Source organism: Streptomyces sp. col6, from assembly GCF_008042035.1.
Lineage (GTDB): Bacteria > Actinomycetota > Actinomycetes > Streptomycetales > Streptomycetaceae > Streptomyces.
In genome coordinates this window covers 600,468-616,854 of record NZ_RDBL01000029.1, presented here as the reverse complement: position 1 = coordinate 616,854, position 16,387 = coordinate 600,468, and the positions used below count along the sequence as shown (strand labels likewise).

The 16,387-nt window shown below is 72.4% G+C and carries 22 protein-coding genes; 19 read left to right on the top strand and 3 right to left on the bottom strand.

Going from position 1 to position 16,387, the window contains the following annotated elements; all coding sequences use genetic code 11:
• Positions 1-42: 42 nt before the first annotated feature.
• The 7 genes from EAO73_RS32205 to EAO73_RS32180 all read left to right on the top strand — a co-directional run bounded on the left by EAO73_RS32205 (position 43) and on the right by EAO73_RS32180 (position 4,574).
• Entirely contained in the window at positions 43-297 is a 255-nt protein-coding gene (locus EAO73_RS32205; RefSeq protein ID WP_018101657.1) for a MoaD/ThiS family protein, read from the top strand.
• A 10-nt stretch (positions 298-307) separates the two neighbouring features.
• Positions 308-1,585, top strand: coding sequence for a hypothetical protein (locus EAO73_RS32200; protein ID WP_147975020.1), 1,278 nt, complete (start codon positions 308-310; stop codon positions 1,583-1,585).
• A gap of 169 nt (positions 1,586-1,754) precedes the next feature.
• A complete protein-coding gene (locus tag EAO73_RS32195; protein ID WP_147975019.1) occupies positions 1,755-2,444 on the top strand; it encodes a DUF2993 domain-containing protein in 690 nt (229 codons plus the stop codon).
• Positions 2,445-2,651: 207 nt separating this feature from the next.
• A complete protein-coding gene (locus EAO73_RS37450; RefSeq protein ID WP_353961620.1) occupies positions 2,652-2,759 on the top strand; it encodes a putative leader peptide in 108 nt (35 codons plus the stop codon).
• Between the two features lie 161 nt (positions 2,760-2,920).
• On the top strand, positions 2,921-3,766 hold the full coding sequence (locus tag EAO73_RS32190; RefSeq protein WP_132904905.1) for a sulfurtransferase: 846 nt from the start codon (positions 2,921-2,923) through the stop codon (positions 3,764-3,766).
• Between the two features lie 50 nt (positions 3,767-3,816).
• On the top strand, positions 3,817-4,104 hold the full coding sequence (locus EAO73_RS32185) for a DUF1416 domain-containing protein (RefSeq protein WP_018101653.1): 288 nt from the start codon (positions 3,817-3,819) through the stop codon (positions 4,102-4,104).
• Positions 4,105-4,259: 155 nt separating this feature from the next.
• Positions 4,260-4,574, top strand: a complete 315-nt coding sequence (locus EAO73_RS32180; protein ID WP_147975018.1) for a DUF3099 domain-containing protein — start codon at positions 4,260-4,262, stop codon at positions 4,572-4,574.
• Between the two features lie 9 nt (positions 4,575-4,583).
• Here EAO73_RS32180 and EAO73_RS32175 read toward each other — a convergent pair whose 3' ends face one another.
• Positions 4,584-4,946, bottom strand: coding sequence for a DsrE family protein (locus tag EAO73_RS32175; protein ID WP_147975017.1), 363 nt, complete (start codon positions 4,944-4,946; stop codon positions 4,584-4,586).
• A gap of 107 nt (positions 4,947-5,053) precedes the next feature.
• On the opposite strand from EAO73_RS32175, the gene EAO73_RS32170 reads away from it, so the two are divergent.
• The 6 genes from EAO73_RS32170 to EAO73_RS32140 all read left to right on the top strand — a co-directional run bounded on the left by EAO73_RS32170 (position 5,054) and on the right by EAO73_RS32140 (position 9,930).
• The gene (locus EAO73_RS32170; protein WP_147975422.1) at positions 5,054-5,902 is read left to right on the top strand and encodes a hypothetical protein; all 849 of its coding nucleotides are present in this window, start codon (positions 5,054-5,056) and stop codon (positions 5,900-5,902) included.
• Positions 5,899-6,699, top strand: coding sequence for a hypothetical protein (locus EAO73_RS32165; protein ID WP_147975016.1), 801 nt, complete (start codon positions 5,899-5,901; stop codon positions 6,697-6,699). The genes EAO73_RS32170 and EAO73_RS32165 overlap by 4 nt, the downstream gene beginning before the upstream one ends.
• The gene (locus EAO73_RS32160) at positions 6,696-7,574 is read left to right on the top strand and encodes a hypothetical protein (RefSeq protein WP_147975015.1); all 879 of its coding nucleotides are present in this window, start codon (positions 6,696-6,698) and stop codon (positions 7,572-7,574) included. The genes EAO73_RS32165 and EAO73_RS32160 overlap by 4 nt, the downstream gene beginning before the upstream one ends.
• Positions 7,575-7,825: 251 nt before the next feature.
• Positions 7,826-8,398, top strand: a complete 573-nt coding sequence (locus tag EAO73_RS32150) for an FABP family protein (protein WP_147975014.1) — start codon at positions 7,826-7,828, stop codon at positions 8,396-8,398.
• Between the two features lie 50 nt (positions 8,399-8,448).
• On the top strand, positions 8,449-8,919 hold the full coding sequence (locus tag EAO73_RS32145; protein ID WP_147975013.1) for a Fur family transcriptional regulator: 471 nt from the start codon (positions 8,449-8,451) through the stop codon (positions 8,917-8,919).
• A gap of 45 nt (positions 8,920-8,964) precedes the next feature.
• Positions 8,965-9,930 (top strand): YgfZ/GcvT domain-containing protein, encoded by a 966-nt coding sequence (locus EAO73_RS32140; RefSeq protein ID WP_147975012.1) that lies wholly within the window; start codon positions 8,965-8,967, stop codon positions 9,928-9,930.
• 6 nt (positions 9,931-9,936) lie between these two features.
• Here the strand turns inward: EAO73_RS32140 and dtd are convergent, their stop codons facing one another.
• Positions 9,937-10,386 (bottom strand): D-aminoacyl-tRNA deacylase, encoded by a 450-nt coding sequence (gene dtd, locus EAO73_RS32135; protein WP_147975011.1) that lies wholly within the window; start codon positions 10,384-10,386, stop codon positions 9,937-9,939.
• Positions 10,387-10,539: 153 nt separating this feature from the next.
• Between dtd and EAO73_RS32130 the strand changes: the two genes are divergently transcribed.
• From EAO73_RS32130 to EAO73_RS32115, 4 genes are all read left to right on the top strand, one after another.
• Positions 10,540-11,130, top strand: a complete 591-nt coding sequence (locus EAO73_RS32130) for an ABC transporter substrate-binding protein (protein ID WP_147975421.1) — start codon at positions 10,540-10,542, stop codon at positions 11,128-11,130.
• Positions 11,131-11,176: 46 nt separating this feature from the next.
• Positions 11,177-12,163 carry an asparaginase gene (locus tag EAO73_RS32125; RefSeq protein ID WP_147975010.1) on the top strand — a complete coding sequence of 329 codons (987 nt, stop codon included), beginning with the start codon at positions 11,177-11,179 and terminating at the stop codon, positions 12,161-12,163.
• A 75-nt stretch (positions 12,164-12,238) separates the two neighbouring features.
• Entirely contained in the window at positions 12,239-13,492 is a 1,254-nt protein-coding gene (locus tag EAO73_RS32120) for a GNAT family N-acetyltransferase (RefSeq protein WP_147975009.1), read from the top strand.
• Positions 13,493-13,558: 66 nt separating this feature from the next.
• A complete protein-coding gene (locus tag EAO73_RS32115) occupies positions 13,559-14,215 on the top strand; it encodes a TetR family transcriptional regulator (RefSeq protein ID WP_191134299.1) in 657 nt (218 codons plus the stop codon).
• Positions 14,216-14,286: 71 nt separating this feature from the next.
• Here the strand turns inward: EAO73_RS32115 and EAO73_RS32110 are convergent, their stop codons facing one another.
• Positions 14,287-14,913, bottom strand: a complete 627-nt coding sequence (locus tag EAO73_RS32110; RefSeq protein WP_147975008.1) for a sigma-70 family RNA polymerase sigma factor — start codon at positions 14,911-14,913, stop codon at positions 14,287-14,289.
• A gap of 74 nt (positions 14,914-14,987) precedes the next feature.
• On the opposite strand from EAO73_RS32110, the gene EAO73_RS32105 reads away from it, so the two are divergent.
• Together EAO73_RS32105 and EAO73_RS32100 are read left to right on the top strand one after the other, a co-directional pair.
• On the top strand, positions 14,988-15,842 hold the full coding sequence (locus EAO73_RS32105; RefSeq protein ID WP_147975007.1) for an alpha/beta fold hydrolase: 855 nt from the start codon (positions 14,988-14,990) through the stop codon (positions 15,840-15,842).
• A gap of 74 nt (positions 15,843-15,916) precedes the next feature.
• Positions 15,917-16,348 (top strand): helix-turn-helix domain-containing protein, encoded by a 432-nt coding sequence (locus EAO73_RS32100; RefSeq protein ID WP_147975006.1) that lies wholly within the window; start codon positions 15,917-15,919, stop codon positions 16,346-16,348.
• The last annotated feature ends 39 nt before the right edge of the window (positions 16,349-16,387 follow it).

The window sequence follows — 16,387 nt, the reverse complement described above, 5'->3', positions numbered from 1 at the left end:
CCCGAACGGGCACCGACCGGACGGAACGAAAGGAGCGCCGCCATGCCTGCGGGAACGATCCGATACTGGGCAGCCGCCAAGGCCGCGGCCGGGACCGCGGAGGAGCCGTACGCCGCCGCGACCCTCAAGGAGGCGCTCGACGCGGTGCGCGAGCGGCACCCCGGCGAGCTGAGCAGCGTCCTGCGAAGGTGTTCGTTCCTCATCGACGGCGACCCCGTCGGTACCCGGAGCCATGAGACCGTACGCCTTGCCGAGGGCGGCACGGTCGAGGTGCTCCCGCCGTTCGCAGGAGGGTGAACCGCAGCACATGAGCAACGATCAGCAGCATCCGTACTACCCCGGGCCGGAGCAGCAGCCGCAGTACGGGTACGGGCAGGACCCGCAGCAGCCGCCGTACACGCGGCCGCAGGAGCCCCAGCAGCCGTACGCGCAGCCGCAGGACCCGCAGCAGTACGGGCAGGCGCCGCAGCAGTACGGATACCCGCAGCAGAACGCGTACCCGCAGCAGGCGTACGGCGACCAGCAGGCGTACGGCGGGCAGGGGTACCCGGACACCCCGGCCGGGCAGCCGGACCAGGGGGCCGCCCAGACCTGGCAGGGTCAGACGTGGGACACCCAGTACCAGCCGACGGTCCGGCGCACGGAGGGCCCCGCGCCGCAGGGCGACCCGCACGCCGTCCCCGCGCCGCAGCCCACGGCCCCCGGCACCGGCTCGTACCCGCTGCCGCCCGAGGTCCACGCGGAGCCCGCGCCCGCCCCGGCGCCCGTCGCTCCGGCCGGTGGCCCCGACGACGGGTACAGCGCCCCCACCACCCTGGGCAACGCCCGGATCACCGACGCGCAGCGCGCGCGGGCCGAGGGGCGTTCCCCGATCATCGCGCCGGGAATCCAGCCGGCCGCGATCACCGCCGCGCTCGGGCTGCTGCTGGCCCTCGGCGCGGCCGTCGGTTCGTACGCGCTGGCCGTGCCGCTGGTGCTGCTCCAGGCGGTGACGGCGGCGGGCTGGTTCCGGCTCAACGGCATGTGGCCGGCGCGGCAGGGCATCGCGCTGGCGTTCGCGGGCGGCCTGGTCGCCGATGTGGCGCTGCTGGCGGCGGGCCGGGAGAACGGTCCGGCCGCGATCATCGGCACGCTCGGCGTCTGGGTGCTGCTGACCGTGGTTCTCCAGCTGCGCAGCCGGGCCGGCGCCGACGAGCGGATGCAGGGCCTGATGGCCACGGTCGCCTCCGCCGCGCTCGCGGTCCTGGCGGCCGGGCACCTCGCGGCCGTCCCGGACGCCGTGACGGTGGGCGCGGTCGCCGTCGCCGCCGCCGTGCTCGTACGGGCGCTGCCGCTGCCGGGGCCGGTCTCGGTCGTGGCGGCACTGGCCGTCGCGGCGGGGGCGGGCGCGCTGGCGGGCGGCGTCACCGACCTGGGCGCGAAGGGCGCGCTGCTCGGCCTCGCGGCCGGGGTCTGCGCGCTGATCGGGCTGCGGGTGGCGAGCTATGACTACCCGTCACGCTTCGTCCACATGACGGCGGGTGTGGCCCTGCCGCTCACCGCCGCCGCGCCGGCCGTCTATCTGCTGGGGCGCGTACTGACGTAGTCCCGTACCGCCGGAATCCGTACCGTCGCGTCCGCATGGCGAAGCCCTCCACGGGGAACCGTTGGGGGGCTTTCGCTCGTCGATCACGCGGGGGATGTGCCGTGCGGCCGACAGGAGGCCCATGGGCCCCGGGGGTCCGTACGGACGGCAGGGTGGGGGAAGGACAGGCATGCGTGCACTGCGAATATCGGCCGTCGTCTTGGTGATCCTGGTGGCGGTGTTCGTCGCCGTGGACCGGGTGGCGGTGTACGTCGCCGAGTCGCAGGCCGAGGACCGGGTGAAGGTGCCCGGCGCGCAGATCGGCTCCACCGACGTCTCCATCAAGGGCTTCCCGTTCCTCACCCAGGTCGCCGGGGCGGAGCTCGACGCGGTCGACGTGAAGATCACCGGGATCGAGACCCACGCCGGCGGCCGCACGCTGCGGATCTCGACCATGAACGCCGAGCTGCGCGACGTGCGGCTGACCGACGGCTTCTCGGGCGCCACCGCCGCCCGCGCCTCGGGGACGGCCGTGATCTCGTACAAGGACCTGACCGCGGCGGCCAGCGACGGTGTCGTGGTCGAGTACGGCGGCAAGGGCAAGGTGAAGGTGACCGGGGCGGTCAACATCCTGGGGCGCACGATCTCGCGCAGCGTCCTGTCCACCGTGACCCTGATCGGCGGCCACACCGTCCGCGTCCACGCGGACAAGGTGCCGGGCGAGGGCATCCCCGGCCTGGAGAAGCTGGTCCGTGACCAGACCGACTTCGAGCGCGAGGTCGGCGGGCTGCCGAACGGCCTGAAGCTGGAGAAGATCCAGCCGACCGCCGACGGCCTGGAGATCTCGGTGACCGGCACGGACGTGCGCCTGTCGGGATGACCGGGCCCGCGAGCGGGTAGGGATCGAGAGCCCCGCCACATAGTGAGACAGGCCGGTCCGATCCGCAGATGGCCGACCGTTCCGACGTCGCGCCCGGGGGCAACGGGCCCGTTCGGCGGCGGCATCCGTTCCGTAATGCGGACGATCCTGTCTCAGGATACGACACGGCGGTGACATGTCCGCCCGTACCTCCCTACGATCGGACCCATGCAGTGCTCTATTAGCGGCCTCCCCCAGGGTGGCCAGGCGGATCTCACGAAGCGGCGGGCAGTGGACCTGTGCCGCGTCGCCGCCATGCTCTGTCGCACTGTCTGAGCGGGACGTCCGGTTTCCCGCATTCCCCAGGCCCTTCGACCGCACGTCGGGGCCGGCGCGCATGCCGCCCGCAGTCCATGGACCGGCCCGCGCCCCGCACATCCGCATCACGCACGATCCGTGCACCATCTCGCCGCAGACTGCCCCGGAGGAGAAACACAATGAGCCGCAGTGACGTCCTGGTAGACGCCGACTGGGTCGAGGCCCACATCGACGACCCGCAGGTCGCCATCGTCGAGGTCGACGAGGACACCTCCGCGTACGAGAAGAACCACATCAAGAACGCGATCCGGATCGACTGGACCAAGGACCTCCAGGACCCGGTCCGCCGCGACTTCATCGACCAGGCCGGTTTCGAGGCGCTGCTGTCCGCGAAGGGCATCGGCAACGACACCACCGTCGTCCTCTACGGCGGCAACAACAACTGGTTCGCGTCCTACGCGTTCTGGTACTTCAAGCTCTACGGCCACCAGGACGTCCGACTGCTCGACGGCGGCCGCAAGAAGTGGGAGCTCGACTCCCGCGACCTCGTCGACGGCGACCAGATTCCGTCCCGCCCGGCCACGCAGTACCAGGCCCAGCCGCAGGACGAGTCGATCCGCGCCTACCGCGACGACGTAGTGAAGGCCATCGGCACCCAGAACCTGGTCGACGTGCGGTCGCCCGACGAGTTCAGCGGCAAGCTGCTCGCCCCGGCCCACCTCCCCCAGGAGCAGTCGCAGCGCCCCGGCCACGTGCCGAGCGCCCGCAACATCCCGTGGTCGAAGAACGCCAACGACGACGGCACCTTCAAGTCCGACGAAGAGCTCAAGGCGCTCTACGAGGGCGAGCAGGTCGACCTGTCGAAGGACACCATCGCCTACTGCCGCATCGGTGAGCGCTCCGCGCTCACCTGGTTCGTGCTGCACCAGCTCCTCGGCCAGGAGAACGTCAAGAACTACGACGGTTCGTGGACCGAGTACGGCTCCCTCGTCGGCGTGCCGATCGAGCTCGGCGCCAACAAGTAACTCCGCACCACCCGGACCAGCACGACCCCCGACCAGAAGGACTGAACACCATGTGTGGAGCAAAGGCCGGCGGCCCCGACGCTTCGACGATCAAGCCCGGTGAGACCACCATCCAGGGCAGCGTGACCCGCGACGGCGAGCCCGTCACCGGCTACGTCCGCCTGCTGGACTCGACCGGCGAGTTCACCGCCGAGGTCCCGACCTCGGCGACCGGCCAGTTCCGCTTCTACGCGGCCGAGGGCACCTGGACCGTCCGTGCGCTCGTCCCCGGCGGCACCGCCGACCGCACGGTCGTCGCGCAGACCGGTGGCCTGGCCGAGGTGGCCATCGCCGTCTAGCACCGCCGTCGGCGCCGGCCGACGACCGGCCGAAGGGCCGTACCCCAGGGGGTTTGGACGCTTGCCTGGCACGGGTACGGCCCTTCGTGCTGCCCGGACGCGGACTCCGCTCCCGCGAACCGGCCGTGCGAGCGAATCCGTCCTACGCTGGACTCATGTACCGCCGACGCCGGCGCGCCTACTTCGTACTGATGGGCGTATGCCTCGTCCTCTTCGTCTCGGCCTGGGCCTTCGTGAGGCTCTGGTCGATGCCGGCCGCCATCGCGATGTGTGTGGTCGCGATGGTGATCCCGCCCGTCGCGGCGATGGTGGGCAACCGGAAGGGGCCGGAGGACCGCTGGTGGGACGAGCCCGGCGGGCGGCAGGAGCCCCCGCCCCGTGACACGCGGTCCGGGAAGGGCGGCGGCGCCACGGGCGATCCGGAGTCGGACGCCTGGTGGGACGAGCTGGACGGCAGGAAGCGGCGCTGAGGACGGGTCTCAGTAGACGAGCGCCTGCACGCCGTCGGCCATGATCTCGCTGACGAAGACCTGCGCACCGGCGATCCGGACGCCCTCCAGGACATCCGCCTCGGTGATGTCGCGCCGGGCCGCGCACTGCGTGCACAGCGTGATGCTGCCGCCCGCCTGGATGGACTCGATGAGGTCGGGCAGCGGCGCGGCGTGCGGCAGTTCGAACTCGGCGGCCCGCCCCGGCAGGGCGAACCACGCGGACTCCCCGGTCAGCCAGAGCGAGACCTCCACCCCGCTGGCGACGGCCACCGCCGCCACGGTGAACGCCTGCGAGCAGCGCTCGGCGGAATCGGCACCTGCGGTCACCTTGATCACGAGCTTCTTCGGCATATACGGAACTGTAATCGTCGGCCGCACAACCCCACCCGGAATCTGTGGGTCAGTTGTGTGCGCGGATAACGGAATCCGTGCTTCAAGGTCTCGTGGGGGGACCCATTTTGCATCCGAAGGACAGCATTTCCGACGGGCCCGAGCCGCCCGTCGACGCCGGTACCGGTGTGACCGGTGCCGAGGGGGAGGACCCGGCGCCCGCCGCCGAGCCCGCCGCCGTCGTGAGGCGGCGCCCGCGCGGGCGTACGACCCTGATCATCGCCGCCGCGCTCGTGCTCGGCATCGCCGGCGGCATCGCGACCGGTTACGCCGTGCAGGCCGACCGCGCCCCGACACCCCTGGCCGCGCTCTCGCAGCCCGGTCTCGCGTATCCGGCGAAGGCACTGCCCGCCGGCGAGGAGCCGGACCCGCTGCCGGCCTCGCAGGACCGCCGGGTCCGCACGGACGGTGACCTGCGCAAGCTCATCGTGCCCCGGCCGAAGGGCTGGCAGGAGGCCAAGGAGCTGACCGCGCTCACCCAGGACGGGTGGCTCGGGGTGGAGAACTACGCCCTCGACTTCGAGAGCGAGGACTACATGTACGGCGAGCTCCTCGACCAGGGCATCCGCCGGGTCGCCGGCGCTGCCTGGAAGAAGGGTGAGTACCGCTCGGGCGCTGTCGCCCTGGTGCAGTTCCGCTCGGGCGCCGCGGCCGCTTCGCACGCCGAGGACCAGCGCTCGTACATGCCCGACGGCAAGAAGGGCGCCGGTAACGAGGGCACCCCGATCAAGGGCAGCGCCGAGGGCCGCTACTACCTCTTCCCGGCCGAGCGCAAGGCCGGCTACCTGCCCTTCTACCAGGCCAGGGCGATCTTCAGCCGGGGCGACGTGATGGTCGACATCCACATCTTCGACAGCGCGCCGATCAGCAAGAAGGACATCCGGACGCTGGCCGAGCAACAGCTGGAGCGCCTGTGAACGACGACAGCATTCCCGAGGCGCCCGCCGCTCCGGAGCCCGCTCCCGTACGCAAGGGGCGGGCGCGCCGGGTGGTCCTCGCGGTCCTCCCCGTCGTGCTGGTGCTCGCCGCGGTCGGCGGCGGCGCCGCGTACACGAAGGCCACCGTCGACCACGCGGACCGTACGGTCCCGACGCAGCTGTGGCAGAAGCCCGCCCACGAACCGGCCGAGGACCCCGCCGGGGACCTGTCGCGGGGCAGGGCCACCACCGAGCTGAGCAAGCTGCTGCTGCCCGTCCCGGCCGGCTACCGGCTCGGCCCGGACTCCGGCACGTACGGCAACGACGCCGAGCTGAGCGGCGCCGCGGCCACCGCGGAGATGAAGGACGGCGGGCGCGGCCTGTCGGGCCGGCAGCGGCGCGAGTTCGAGAAGCGGGTCGACAAGCTCCGCGTCCGGGGCCTGGCGGTCCGCACCTACGCCTCGCACGACAACGACCTGGTCATCGACACCCAGCTGGTCCGGATGAAGGACAAGAAGGCCGTCCGCGACCTCTACACCTTCCGGCACGAGCTCTTCGACAGCATCGGCGTCCTGCGCGACGGCCCGAAGATCGACGGCCACAAGAAGAACGCCTCCTGCTTCCTCGACCCGAAGGACGACGACCGGCGGATCGAGGGGATGTTCTGCATGGCGTACGAGGGCGAGGTGATGGTCACCTTCTCGGCGTCGGGCACCGAGCCGTTCCGCAGGCCGGCCGTCGCCGAACTGGTGAAGGACCAGCTGAACCACATCACGTCCCCGGGGGAGTACGTATGACCGAGCAGACGGCCGCGCCCGCGACCGGGCCGGAGCCCGTGGCGGCGCCACCGGCCCCCGACCTCCCACCCGTGCCGCCGCTGCCGCCGGCCCCCGTGGCGCAGGGGCCCCGGCCTCCGCGCCGGGTGCTGCGGGCCGTGGCGCGGTGGACCGCCGCCGTGCTGGTGTTCGGCGCGGCCGGGGCGGGTACGGCGTACGGCATCACCTCGATGGAGCGCACCGACGTGCCCGGTCTCGCCACGGAGGACGACGGGCGCTGGGACTACCCGGCACTCGCCCTTCCCGCGCTCCCGGCGGACAAACCGCGCCCGTACAACGACGGCAACCCGTCCGAGGTCCACTACGCCGACCTGCGCGAGCTGCTGCTGCCCGCCCCGGCCGGGGCGACGGTGGACAAGAAGCTCAAGGGCGGCTGGGTCAGCAACGAGCAGTTCGTTTCCGAGTTCATCGAGACCGATCGCCCCGGCATCGTCAGAACCCTGCGCGAAGGGACCCTGCGGCACATCGCGGCACGTGGCTGGACCATGCCCGACGGAACGTCGAACCGGATCTACCTGCTCCAGTTCAGCTCGGCGGACGACGCGGACGCGTACCGCGACGACCGGTACATCGGGGCGTCGTCGGCCGGTGCCCCGCTGCGCGGCGCGCACGAGCTGAAGCTGGACGAGAGCTGGAAGGGTGGCGGGAAGATCGAGGGCACGTCCTCGTACGTCTTCAGCGAACCGAAGCCCTACGACTCCGCCCAGGTGCGGGCGGGCTACGTGGTCGCGGGGGACACCCTCGCGATGGTCGTCCAGTCACGCGAGGGCGGTGTCGGGACGCCCCGGGTCCCGTTCCACCAGACGCTCATCCTGCAGAACCAGCTCCTGGGCTGACCGGACGCCCCGGAACGGCAGGGCCGGTCCCCACCCATTAGGCTGGGGACCGGCCCTGTATGCCGCCATACCGCTCGTTCGAGGAGCCCCCCGTGCTTGAGGCATTCTTCTCCGCCCTGCTGGTCCTGGTCTGTGTCGGCGTTCTCGCCTTCGCCGCCGTGACCGTGAAGAAGCTGTACCAGGGTCAGCGCTGACCCCCTCCTTGTTCCCGGCGTTCCCGCCTCCCGCCTCACAGATCGACTGAGCCGCTCATGATCGAGATTCCGTCCGACCTCCACCCGGACCTCGTGCCGCTGGCCTTCCTCCTGGGCAACTGGGCGGGCGCGGGAGTCTCCGACTTCCCGGGCGCCGAGAAGTGCAACTTCGGCCAGGAGGTCACGTTCAGCCAGGACGGCCGCGACTTCCTGGAGTACACCTCGCACTCCTGGGTCCTCGACTCCGAGGGCAACAAGGTGCGCCCGCTGGAGACCGAGACCGGCTACTGGCGCATCGACAAGGACCGCAAGGTCGAGGTCGTCATGGCCCGTGACCAGGGCGTCATCGAGATCTGGTACGGCGAGCTGGCCGACAAGAAGCCGCAGATCGACCTGGTCACCGACGCGGTGGCCCGGACCGCGGCCTCCGGCCCGTACAGCGGTGGCAAGCGGCTCTACGGCTATGTGAACAGCGACCTGATGTGGGTCGGCGAGAAGGCGACGCCCGAGGTCGAGCTGCGGCCGTACATGTCGGCGCACCTGAAGAAGACCGTCACGCCCGAGGAGGTCGAGGCGATGGCCAAGAGCCTCGGCGACCTGCCGGACGACGGGATCGCGTTCTTCAAGTAGCCGTCGCTTTCCCCGGAGAGGGCGTCGCGCGCGGACCTACACTGGGGGCTGTGGTGAGCACCGACTGGAAGACCGATCTCCGGCAGCGCGGTTACCGGCTGACCCCGCAGCGCCAGCTCGTCCTGGAGGCCGTCGACACCCTCGAACACGCGACGCCCGACGCCATCCTCTCCGAGGTGCGCCGGACCGCGTCGGGCGTGAACATCTCGACGGTCTACCGGACGCTGGAGCTCCTGGAGGAGCTGGAGCTGGTCAGCCACGCCCATCTGGGCCACGGTGCTCCGACGTACCACCTGGCCGACCGGCACCACCACATCCACCTGGTGTGCCGGGACTGCTCGGACGTGATCGAGGCCGATGTGAGCGTCGTCGAGGAGTTCACCGAGAAGCTGCGCGGCGCGTTCGGCTTCGAGACGGACATGAAGCACTTCGCGATCTTCGGCCGCTGCGCCGGCTGCACGGCGAAGGCGGCGGACGAGGCGTCGGACGCGGCCGGTTCGGCACCGGCGGCCGGGGACTGAGAGCACCGGCGACCGGGGCCCGATGACCAGTCGTACGCTGGTCGCATGAAGAGCCCCCTGCTGTCCCAGCCCGGCGCCGTCCCCGCCGAGGGCCGCGACGAAGGCGTCGCCGCGCACTACGGCGACCTGTTCCGCGAGCAGCGCGCCCTCGCCGACGGTTCGGGTCTGGTCGACCTCTCGCACCGCGGCGTCGTCGCCGTCACCGGAAGCGACCGGCTGGCCTGGCTGCACCTTTTGATCACCCAGCACGTCACCGAACTCGCTCCGGGCCGGGCCACCGAGGCCCTGATCCTCAGCGCGAACGGGCACATCGAGCACGCCCTGTACCTCGTCGACGACGGCGAGACGGTGTGGATGCACGTCGAACCGGGTACGCAGAGCGACCTCATCGCCTACCTGGAGTCGATGAAGTTCTTCTACCGGGTCGAGGTCGCCGACCGCACCGAGGACTTCGCGGTGGTGTACCTCCCGGCCGGCTCGATCGCCGAGGCCCCGGAGGGGGTCGTCGTACGCGAGACACCGCACGGCCGCGACCTGTTCCTGCCCCGCGCCGGCCTTGAGGAGTACGCGGCCGCGCACGGTCCGCTCGCCGGGGTGCTGGCCCACGAGGCGCTGCGTGTGGAGGGCCACCGGCCGCGGCTCGGCTTCGAGACCGATCACCGCACGATCCCGCACGAGCTGGGCCTGATCGGCGTCGCCGTGCACCTCCAGAAGGGCTGCTACCGGGGGCAGGAGACCGTCGCCCGGGTGCACAACCTGGGCAAGCCGCCCCGCCGCCTGGTCTTCCTGCACCTGGACGGCAGCGAGGTCCATCTGCCCGGCCCCGGCACCCCGGTCCGGCTCGCGGCCGACGGGCCCGAGGGCCGGCAGCTCGGCTTCGTCACCACGTCCGCCCGCCACCACGAGCTGGGCCCGATCGCCCTGGCCCTGGTGAAGCGGAACGTGGCGGTCGACGCGGAGCTGCTGGCGGGGGACACGGCGGCGGCCCAGGAGACGGTCGTCGAGCCGTAGGACCGCTCAGACCTCGACGATGACGGTGAACGGGCCGTGGTTCGTGAGCGAGACGCGCATGTCCGCCCCGAACCGGCCCGTCTCCACCGTCGCCCCGAGCGCCCGCAGCCGCGCCACGACCTCGTCGACCAGCGGCTCGGCGACCTCACCGGGCGCGGCGGCGTTCCAGGTGGGGCGGCGGCCCTTGCGGGCGTCCCCGTAGAGAGTGAACTGCGAAATCACCAGAAGTGGCGCATTCACGTCGGAGCAGGACTTCTCGCCCTCCAGGATGCGGACCGACCAGAGCTTGCGGGCGAGCTGCGCCGCCTTCTCCGGCGTGTCGTCGTGGGTCACCCCCACCAGCACACACAGGCCCTCGCCGACTATCTCCCCGACGACCCGGGAACCCCCGTCGCCGTCCGCGGCGTCCGCCACCGTGACGCTCGCACCATCCACCCTCTGTACCACTGCACGCATACAGACCAACCTATCTTGGGCCGAACGGGTACAGAGCAACCTCACAGGGGCCCTCGGAGTGGCACCATGCTCGGGAGGCGGTGCGCCGACGCACCGGTCGAGGGGATGGACACAAGCATGAGCACCCATGGAACCGGGCAGTCCCCGGGCGCAGTGCCGGTCGCGCGCCCCGGCGTCAGCAGCAACAGCGGTACCGGTACGAGTATCAGCACCATGCGCCCGCCCGTACAGCGGACCGGGCAGGGCGACGACGCCGGTGACGGCGCCCGGCCCGAACTGGGCTCCCTGAGACTGACGGAGCTGCGCGCCCTGCGCCGCGACGCGCAGCGCGACGAGGCCGACCTCAGCTATGTGCGGCGGCTCGTCCAGGGGCGGATCGACATCCTGCGGGCCGAGCTGGCCCGGCGCCGGGACCCGGAGTCGCCGGTGGTGGACCGGCTGTCGGAGATCCTTGCCGACGCCCCGTCCCCGCAGCGCTCCTCGGCCCGGCACGTCACGCTGTCCACGCCGCGCAGCGACGAGTACCGCAGGCTGGCGGCCGAGACGCTCGCCGAGGTGGAGCTGTCCGACCTCGACGCCCGGACGGACGAAGAGCTGCACACCGCGATGGGACGGCTCGTCCGCTACGAACAGCAGGTCTCCCGCCGCAGGCACCGGCTCCAGCGCACGGCGGACGGGTGCGGCGCGGAGATCGCCCGCAGGTACCGTGACGGGGAAGCACAAGTAGACGACCTGCTCGCCTGAGGCGACCCCTCCGGGGGCGGGTCCCTCCCGTCCCCGGAAGGCCACCATGACCTCCAGCGCATCCCGCACCCCCGCCATATCCGACCCGGCTCCCGGCCTGCCCGTGCTGGCCGAGGTCGTACGGTCCGGTTTCACCGAGGGCCACCACCGGGGTTCGCTGGTCGTGCTGGCCGCCGACGGCGGCGTGGAACTGGCCCTGGGCGACCCGGCGGCGCCGGTCTTCCCGCGCTCCTCCAACAAGCCGATGCAGGCCGCGGCCGTGCTGCGGGCCGGGCTCCACCTGTCCGGCGAGCGGCTGGCGCTGGCCGCCGCGAGCCACTCCGGCGAGGGCTTCCACCTCGATCTCGTACGCAAGATGCTCGCCGAGCACGGACTGTCGCCCGACGACCTGCAGACCCCGCCGGACCTGCCGCTGGACCCGGCGGAGGCCGAGACGTACCTCGCCGCCGGCCATGTCCGCGAGCGCATCACGATGAACTGCTCCGGCAAGCACGCGGCGATGCTCGCCGCCTGCGCGCTCAACGGCTGGGACCGGGCGGGCTACCTGGAACCGGCGCACCCCCTCCAGCAGCTGGTGCACCAGGTCGTCGAGGAGGCCGCCGGCGAAGAGGTCGCCGCCGTCGGCACGGATGGCTGCGGGGCGCCGCTGATGGCGATCTCGCTGGTGGGCCTCGCGCGGGCGTTCCGCGGTTTCGTCACGGCCGAGCCGGGTACGGCGGAGCGCCGGGTGGCGGACGCGATGCGCGCGCACCCGGAGTACGTGGCGGGCACGCGGCGCCCCGACACCTGGCTGATGCGCGAGGTGCCCGGCACCCTGTCCAAGATGGGCGCGGAGGCCGTGCAGGCGGTGGCCCTGGCGGACGGCCGGGCGCTGGCCTTCAAGATCGACGACGGTTCGACCCGGGCGCTGGGCCCGGTGCTGGCCCGTGCGCTGGGGCTGCTCGGGATCGACGCCCCGGTGGTCGGGCGGATCGGCCGGGCGCCGCTGCTGGGCGGGGCGGCGCAGGTGGGGGAGATCCGGGCGGTGTTCTGAGCCCCGGGCTCCTCCCGCGCGTACCGGCGGCAAAACCGGGCGACATCCCGCAGCGTGCTGCTTAGCGTGGGGGGCATGAACGCCCCCGACATCCGCCCTGTCACCCCCTCCGGGTTCCCCGAGTGGCTGCGCGCCCTGAACACCGGTTTCCTCCGGCCGCCCACACCGCCGGAGGAGGAGGTGACCGGGCGCCTGGCGTACATGGACCTGGCGCGCACGTGGGGTGCGTTCGACGGGGAGCGGTGCGTGGCGACGTTCCGCACCTTCGCCCAGGAGCTGACGACGGTCGGTGGTGCCGCGGTGCCGGCGAACGCGGTCACCAACGTCACGGTCTCGCCCACCCACCGCAGGCGGGGTCTGCTGTCGCGGCTGATGGCGGGCGACCTGGCGGCGGCGAAGGAGCGGGGTGACGTGGCGGCGACGCTGATCGCCGCCGAGTACCCGATCTACGGCCGGTACGGATTCGGCCCGGCGGCCTGGACCACCCACTGGGAGATCGACGTCCACCGCACGGGCCTCGACCCGCACCGCCGGGTGCCGGCGGAGGGCGACGGCGGGCGGATCGACCTGGTGGACGGCGCGGAGGCGCGGAAGCTGGGCCCCGCACTGCACGACCGGCTGCGGGCCCGGCAGCACGGTGCGGTGAGCCGTGACACCCGCTGGTGGGACGTGGTCACGGGGGAGGGGGTCTTCGCCCGGGACCACTGGACCGAACCCTTCTACGCCGTGTACCGGGGCGCCGACGGCACGGTCGACGGGATGCTGGTCTACCGCGCCGACGAGAACTGGGGCGACGCCAAGCAGCCGTTGAACGGCGCGCAGGTGCGCGACATGATCGCGGTGACCCCGGCGGCCGAACGTTCGCTGTGGCACTTCCTCTGCTCGGTGGACTGGATCTCGACGATCCGCACCGGCAACCGGCCCGCCGACGACCTGCTCCCGCTGCTGCTGCCGGACCCGCGCGCGGCGCGCGTGGTGACGCAGGCGGACTTCCTGTGGGTGCGTGTCCTGGACGTCGTACGCGCCCTGGAGGCCCGTACCTACGCGGTGCCCGGCTCCCTGGTGCTGGAGATCCGCGACGACGCGGGCCTCGCGGCGGGCCGCTTCCACCTCGACGCCTCGCCGGACGGCGCCACCTGTACGCCGACCACGCGCTCGGCGGACCTGGCCCTGGACGTACGGGAGCTGGGGACGCTCTGGCTCGGTGACGAATCGGTCCTGCGGCTGGTGGCGCTGGGGCGGGTGGAGGAGCTGAACCCCGGTGCGGCGGCGACGGCGGACGCGGTGTTCCGGGCGGCGCGGCGGGCCTGGTGCCCGGACGTGTTCTGACGGAAGGGGGCGGGCCGGGCGGAGGGCTCAACTCCGCTTGAGGTCAAGGGCGTACGCTTCGGAGTCATGAGCGCAGAGAAGGCCAGGTCGGACGGGTCGGCGGACGGGCGCGCGCCGATGAGCCTGCGGGAGCGGAAGAAGCAGCTGACGTACGAGGCGGTCTCCGATGCCGCCATCGCCCTGTTCCTCCGGCGCGGCTTCGACAAGGTGTCCGTGGCGGAGGTCGCGGCGGCGGCCGACATCTCCAAGCCGACGCTCTTCCGGTACTTCCCGGCCAAGGAGGACCTGGCCCTGCACCGGTTCGCCGACCACGAGGACGAGGCCGCGCGGGTGGTCGCCGCCCGCCCGTCCGGCATGTCCCCGCTGGCCGCGCTCCGGGCGCACTTCCTGGACGGCCTGGAGCGCCGCGACCCGATCACCGGCCTCTGCGACGCGCCGGAGGTGCTGGCGTACCACGCGCTCCTCTACGGCACCCCCGCCCTGGTGGCCCGCCTCCACGCCTACCTGCGCCGCTCGGAGGACGCTCTTGCCCGCGCCCTGGGCGGCCGTGTCCCGGACCGCCTGGCGGCCGGCCAGATCATCGCCGTCCAGCGCATCCTGGCCTCGGAGAACTGGCGCCGCATCAGCGAGGGCGCGACGGCGGACGAACTGTACGAGGAGGCGGTCGCGGCGGCGGAGGGCGGATTCGACCAGCTGGGGTCGGGGCTGGACGGCTCGCTCTAGGGCGCGCGTGGCCGGGGTCGGGTGCGCGGGTCAGCCCCTGCGCCACCAGGAACTGGTCCATGCCGACGAGCCTACGGCGTGGCGCTCCGGCCGTCTTCGCCCCGGAGCCGGTCGAGTTGGAGGTGGCGGGCGAGGGTGCGGCGCACGGAGGCCGAGCCGGGCGGGGTGCCGGTGGACCGTGACGGGACGTCGAGCGCGCGGCTGATCTCGTCGTACGCGGCCCGGTGCGCGGCCAGTTCGTCCCCGTACCGCCGCAGGTCCTCCTCGACGAGACGGCGCAGCGCATCGGTGTTCTCGGGCGTGAAACGCTTCCGGCCGCGCGCGAGTGCGTCGACGGCGGGGGCGCAGCGGGCGGCGCCCGCGTACGTCTCCGCGATGTCCCCGGCCACGCCCCACAGGCGCCCCTCCAGCCACGGAAGGTCGCTCTGGCCGAGCGAGACGTCCATGGGCCGCGGGGGTCCGGCATCGCGGTGTTTGATCACCTGCTTGGAGACGGCGGGCTGGCTCATGCCGGTGAGCCGGGCGATGCGCTCCTGCGTCCAGCCGAGGTCCGCGAACACCTTGATCATCTCGGTGCGCAGCCGGCGCATCTCCTCGCCGGCGCGGATGACCTCGTTCATCCCGGCGAGCATGTGCGCGGCCTGTTCCTCGGTCAGCGCGGTGCCGCTGCCGCCGCTGTGCTTCCGTTCGCCTGCCACAACTCAGTTATATACCGGCGTCCGGTCGCTATAACCAGGTTGTACAACCCGGTTTTGGGTGCCACTCTGTCCCCATGACGACGCACACCTTCACCGCGCCCGACGGCACCCGCCTCGCCTGCCGCCTGTACGGGGACGGCCCCGGCGACCCGGTGGTCTGTGTGCCGGGCGGCCCGGCCGGCTCCCGCTACCTCGGCGACCTCGGAGGGCTGTCCGCGCACCGCCGCCTGGTCGTCCCCGACCTGCGGGGCAACGGCGACTCGGCGGTCCCGGCGGACGTCACCACGTACCGCTGCGACCATCTCGCCGAGGACGTGGAGGCGCTGCGCCGCCACCTGAACCTGGACCGCGTCGACCTGCTGGGCCACTCCGCCGGGGCGAACATCGCGGTGCGGTACGCGGAGCGCCACCCGGACCGGGTCGGCAGGCTGGCCCTGATCGCCCCGAGCACGCGTGCTGTCGGTATCGACGTCACCGGCGAGCAGCGCAGGGCGCTCGCACTGCTGCGGAGCGGCGAGCCGTGGTTCCCGGCGGCTTTCCCCGCGCTGGACGCGATCACACGCGGAAACGGCACCGACTGGGCGGCCGTCGAACCGTTCCTCCACGGCCGCTGGGACGAGTCCGCCCGCCGCTTGCAGGAGCTGGGCCGCCCCGCCAATCCGGAGTCGGTCGCCCTCTTCGGTGCCGAGGGCGCCTTCGACCCCCCGGCGACCCGCAAGGCCCTCGCGGCCCTGGCCGCCCCCGCACTTCTGGTCGCAGGCGCCTACGACCTGAACAGCCCGCCGGCCGCGGTGACCGAGTTCGCCGCCCTGTTCCGGGACGCCGCCCTCGTCGTGCAGCCGGGCGCGGGGCACTACCCGTGGGCGGACGACGCGAAGGCGTTCACGGCGACGGTGGCGGAGTTTCTGGGCGGGGCGGGCCCCGTGTAGCCCCGCCGAGTGGCGGGGAACACTTTTGCAAGCGGTTGCTTGCAAAAGTTAGCAAGGGGGTGCAGCATCGACGTATGGCCTCACTCAACGTCGGCAATCTCGGCGAGTATCTGCGCGAGCAGCGCCGTACCGCCCAGCTCTCGCTGCGGCAGCTCGCCGACGCCGCCGGGGTGTCCAACCCCTACCTCAGCCAGATCGAGCGCGGGCTGCGCAAGCCCAGCGCGGAGGTGCTGCAGCAGGTCGCCAAGGCGCTGCGCATCTCGGCCGAGACCCTGTACGTACGGGCCGGGATTCTGGACGAGCGGCAGCAGGAGGAGCTGGAGACGCGGGCGGTGATCCTCGCCGATCCGTCGATCAACGAGCGGCAGAAGAGTGTGCTGCTCCAGATCTACGCCTCCTTCCGCAAGGAGAACGGCTTGGACGACGAGTCCGGGGCAGGCGAGGGGGACGCGTCCGGCGCGGACGCGCCCTTCAATGCCGACGGCAGTGCTGCCGATACAGCTTGAGAGTTCCACCACCCTCACACCGTCTGATGATCCGGGAGG

Coding starts and splice junctions, on each gene's coding strand:
- EAO73_RS32205 (WP_018101657.1), top strand. CDS start 43: ATGCCTGCGGGAACGATCCGATACTGGGCAGCCGCCAAGGCCGCGGCC.
- EAO73_RS32200 (WP_147975020.1), top strand. CDS start 308: ATGAGCAACGATCAGCAGCATCCGTACTACCCCGGGCCGGAGCAGCAG.
- EAO73_RS32195 (WP_147975019.1), top strand. CDS start 1,755: ATGCGTGCACTGCGAATATCGGCCGTCGTCTTGGTGATCCTGGTGGCG.
- EAO73_RS37450 (WP_353961620.1), top strand. CDS start 2,652: ATGCAGTGCTCTATTAGCGGCCTCCCCCAGGGTGGCCAGGCGGATCTC.
- EAO73_RS32190 (WP_132904905.1), top strand. CDS start 2,921: ATGAGCCGCAGTGACGTCCTGGTAGACGCCGACTGGGTCGAGGCCCAC.
- EAO73_RS32185 (WP_018101653.1), top strand. CDS start 3,817: ATGTGTGGAGCAAAGGCCGGCGGCCCCGACGCTTCGACGATCAAGCCC.
- EAO73_RS32180 (WP_147975018.1), top strand. CDS start 4,260: ATGTACCGCCGACGCCGGCGCGCCTACTTCGTACTGATGGGCGTATGC.
- EAO73_RS32175 (WP_147975017.1), bottom strand. CDS start 4,946: ATGCCGAAGAAGCTCGTGATCAAGGTGACCGCAGGTGCCGATTCCGCC.
- EAO73_RS32160 (WP_147975015.1), top strand. CDS start 6,696: ATGACCGAGCAGACGGCCGCGCCCGCGACCGGGCCGGAGCCCGTGGCG.
- EAO73_RS32150 (WP_147975014.1), top strand. CDS start 7,826: ATGATCGAGATTCCGTCCGACCTCCACCCGGACCTCGTGCCGCTGGCC.
- EAO73_RS32140 (WP_147975012.1), top strand. CDS start 8,965: ATGAAGAGCCCCCTGCTGTCCCAGCCCGGCGCCGTCCCCGCCGAGGGC.
- dtd (WP_147975011.1), bottom strand. CDS start 10,386: ATGCGTGCAGTGGTACAGAGGGTGGATGGTGCGAGCGTCACGGTGGCG.
- EAO73_RS32125 (WP_147975010.1), top strand. CDS start 11,177: ATGACCTCCAGCGCATCCCGCACCCCCGCCATATCCGACCCGGCTCCC.
- EAO73_RS32120 (WP_147975009.1), top strand. CDS start 12,239: ATGAACGCCCCCGACATCCGCCCTGTCACCCCCTCCGGGTTCCCCGAG.
- EAO73_RS32115 (WP_191134299.1), top strand. CDS start 13,559: ATGAGCGCAGAGAAGGCCAGGTCGGACGGGTCGGCGGACGGGCGCGCG.
- EAO73_RS32105 (WP_147975007.1), top strand. CDS start 14,988: ATGACGACGCACACCTTCACCGCGCCCGACGGCACCCGCCTCGCCTGC.
- EAO73_RS32100 (WP_147975006.1), top strand. CDS start 15,917: ATGGCCTCACTCAACGTCGGCAATCTCGGCGAGTATCTGCGCGAGCAG.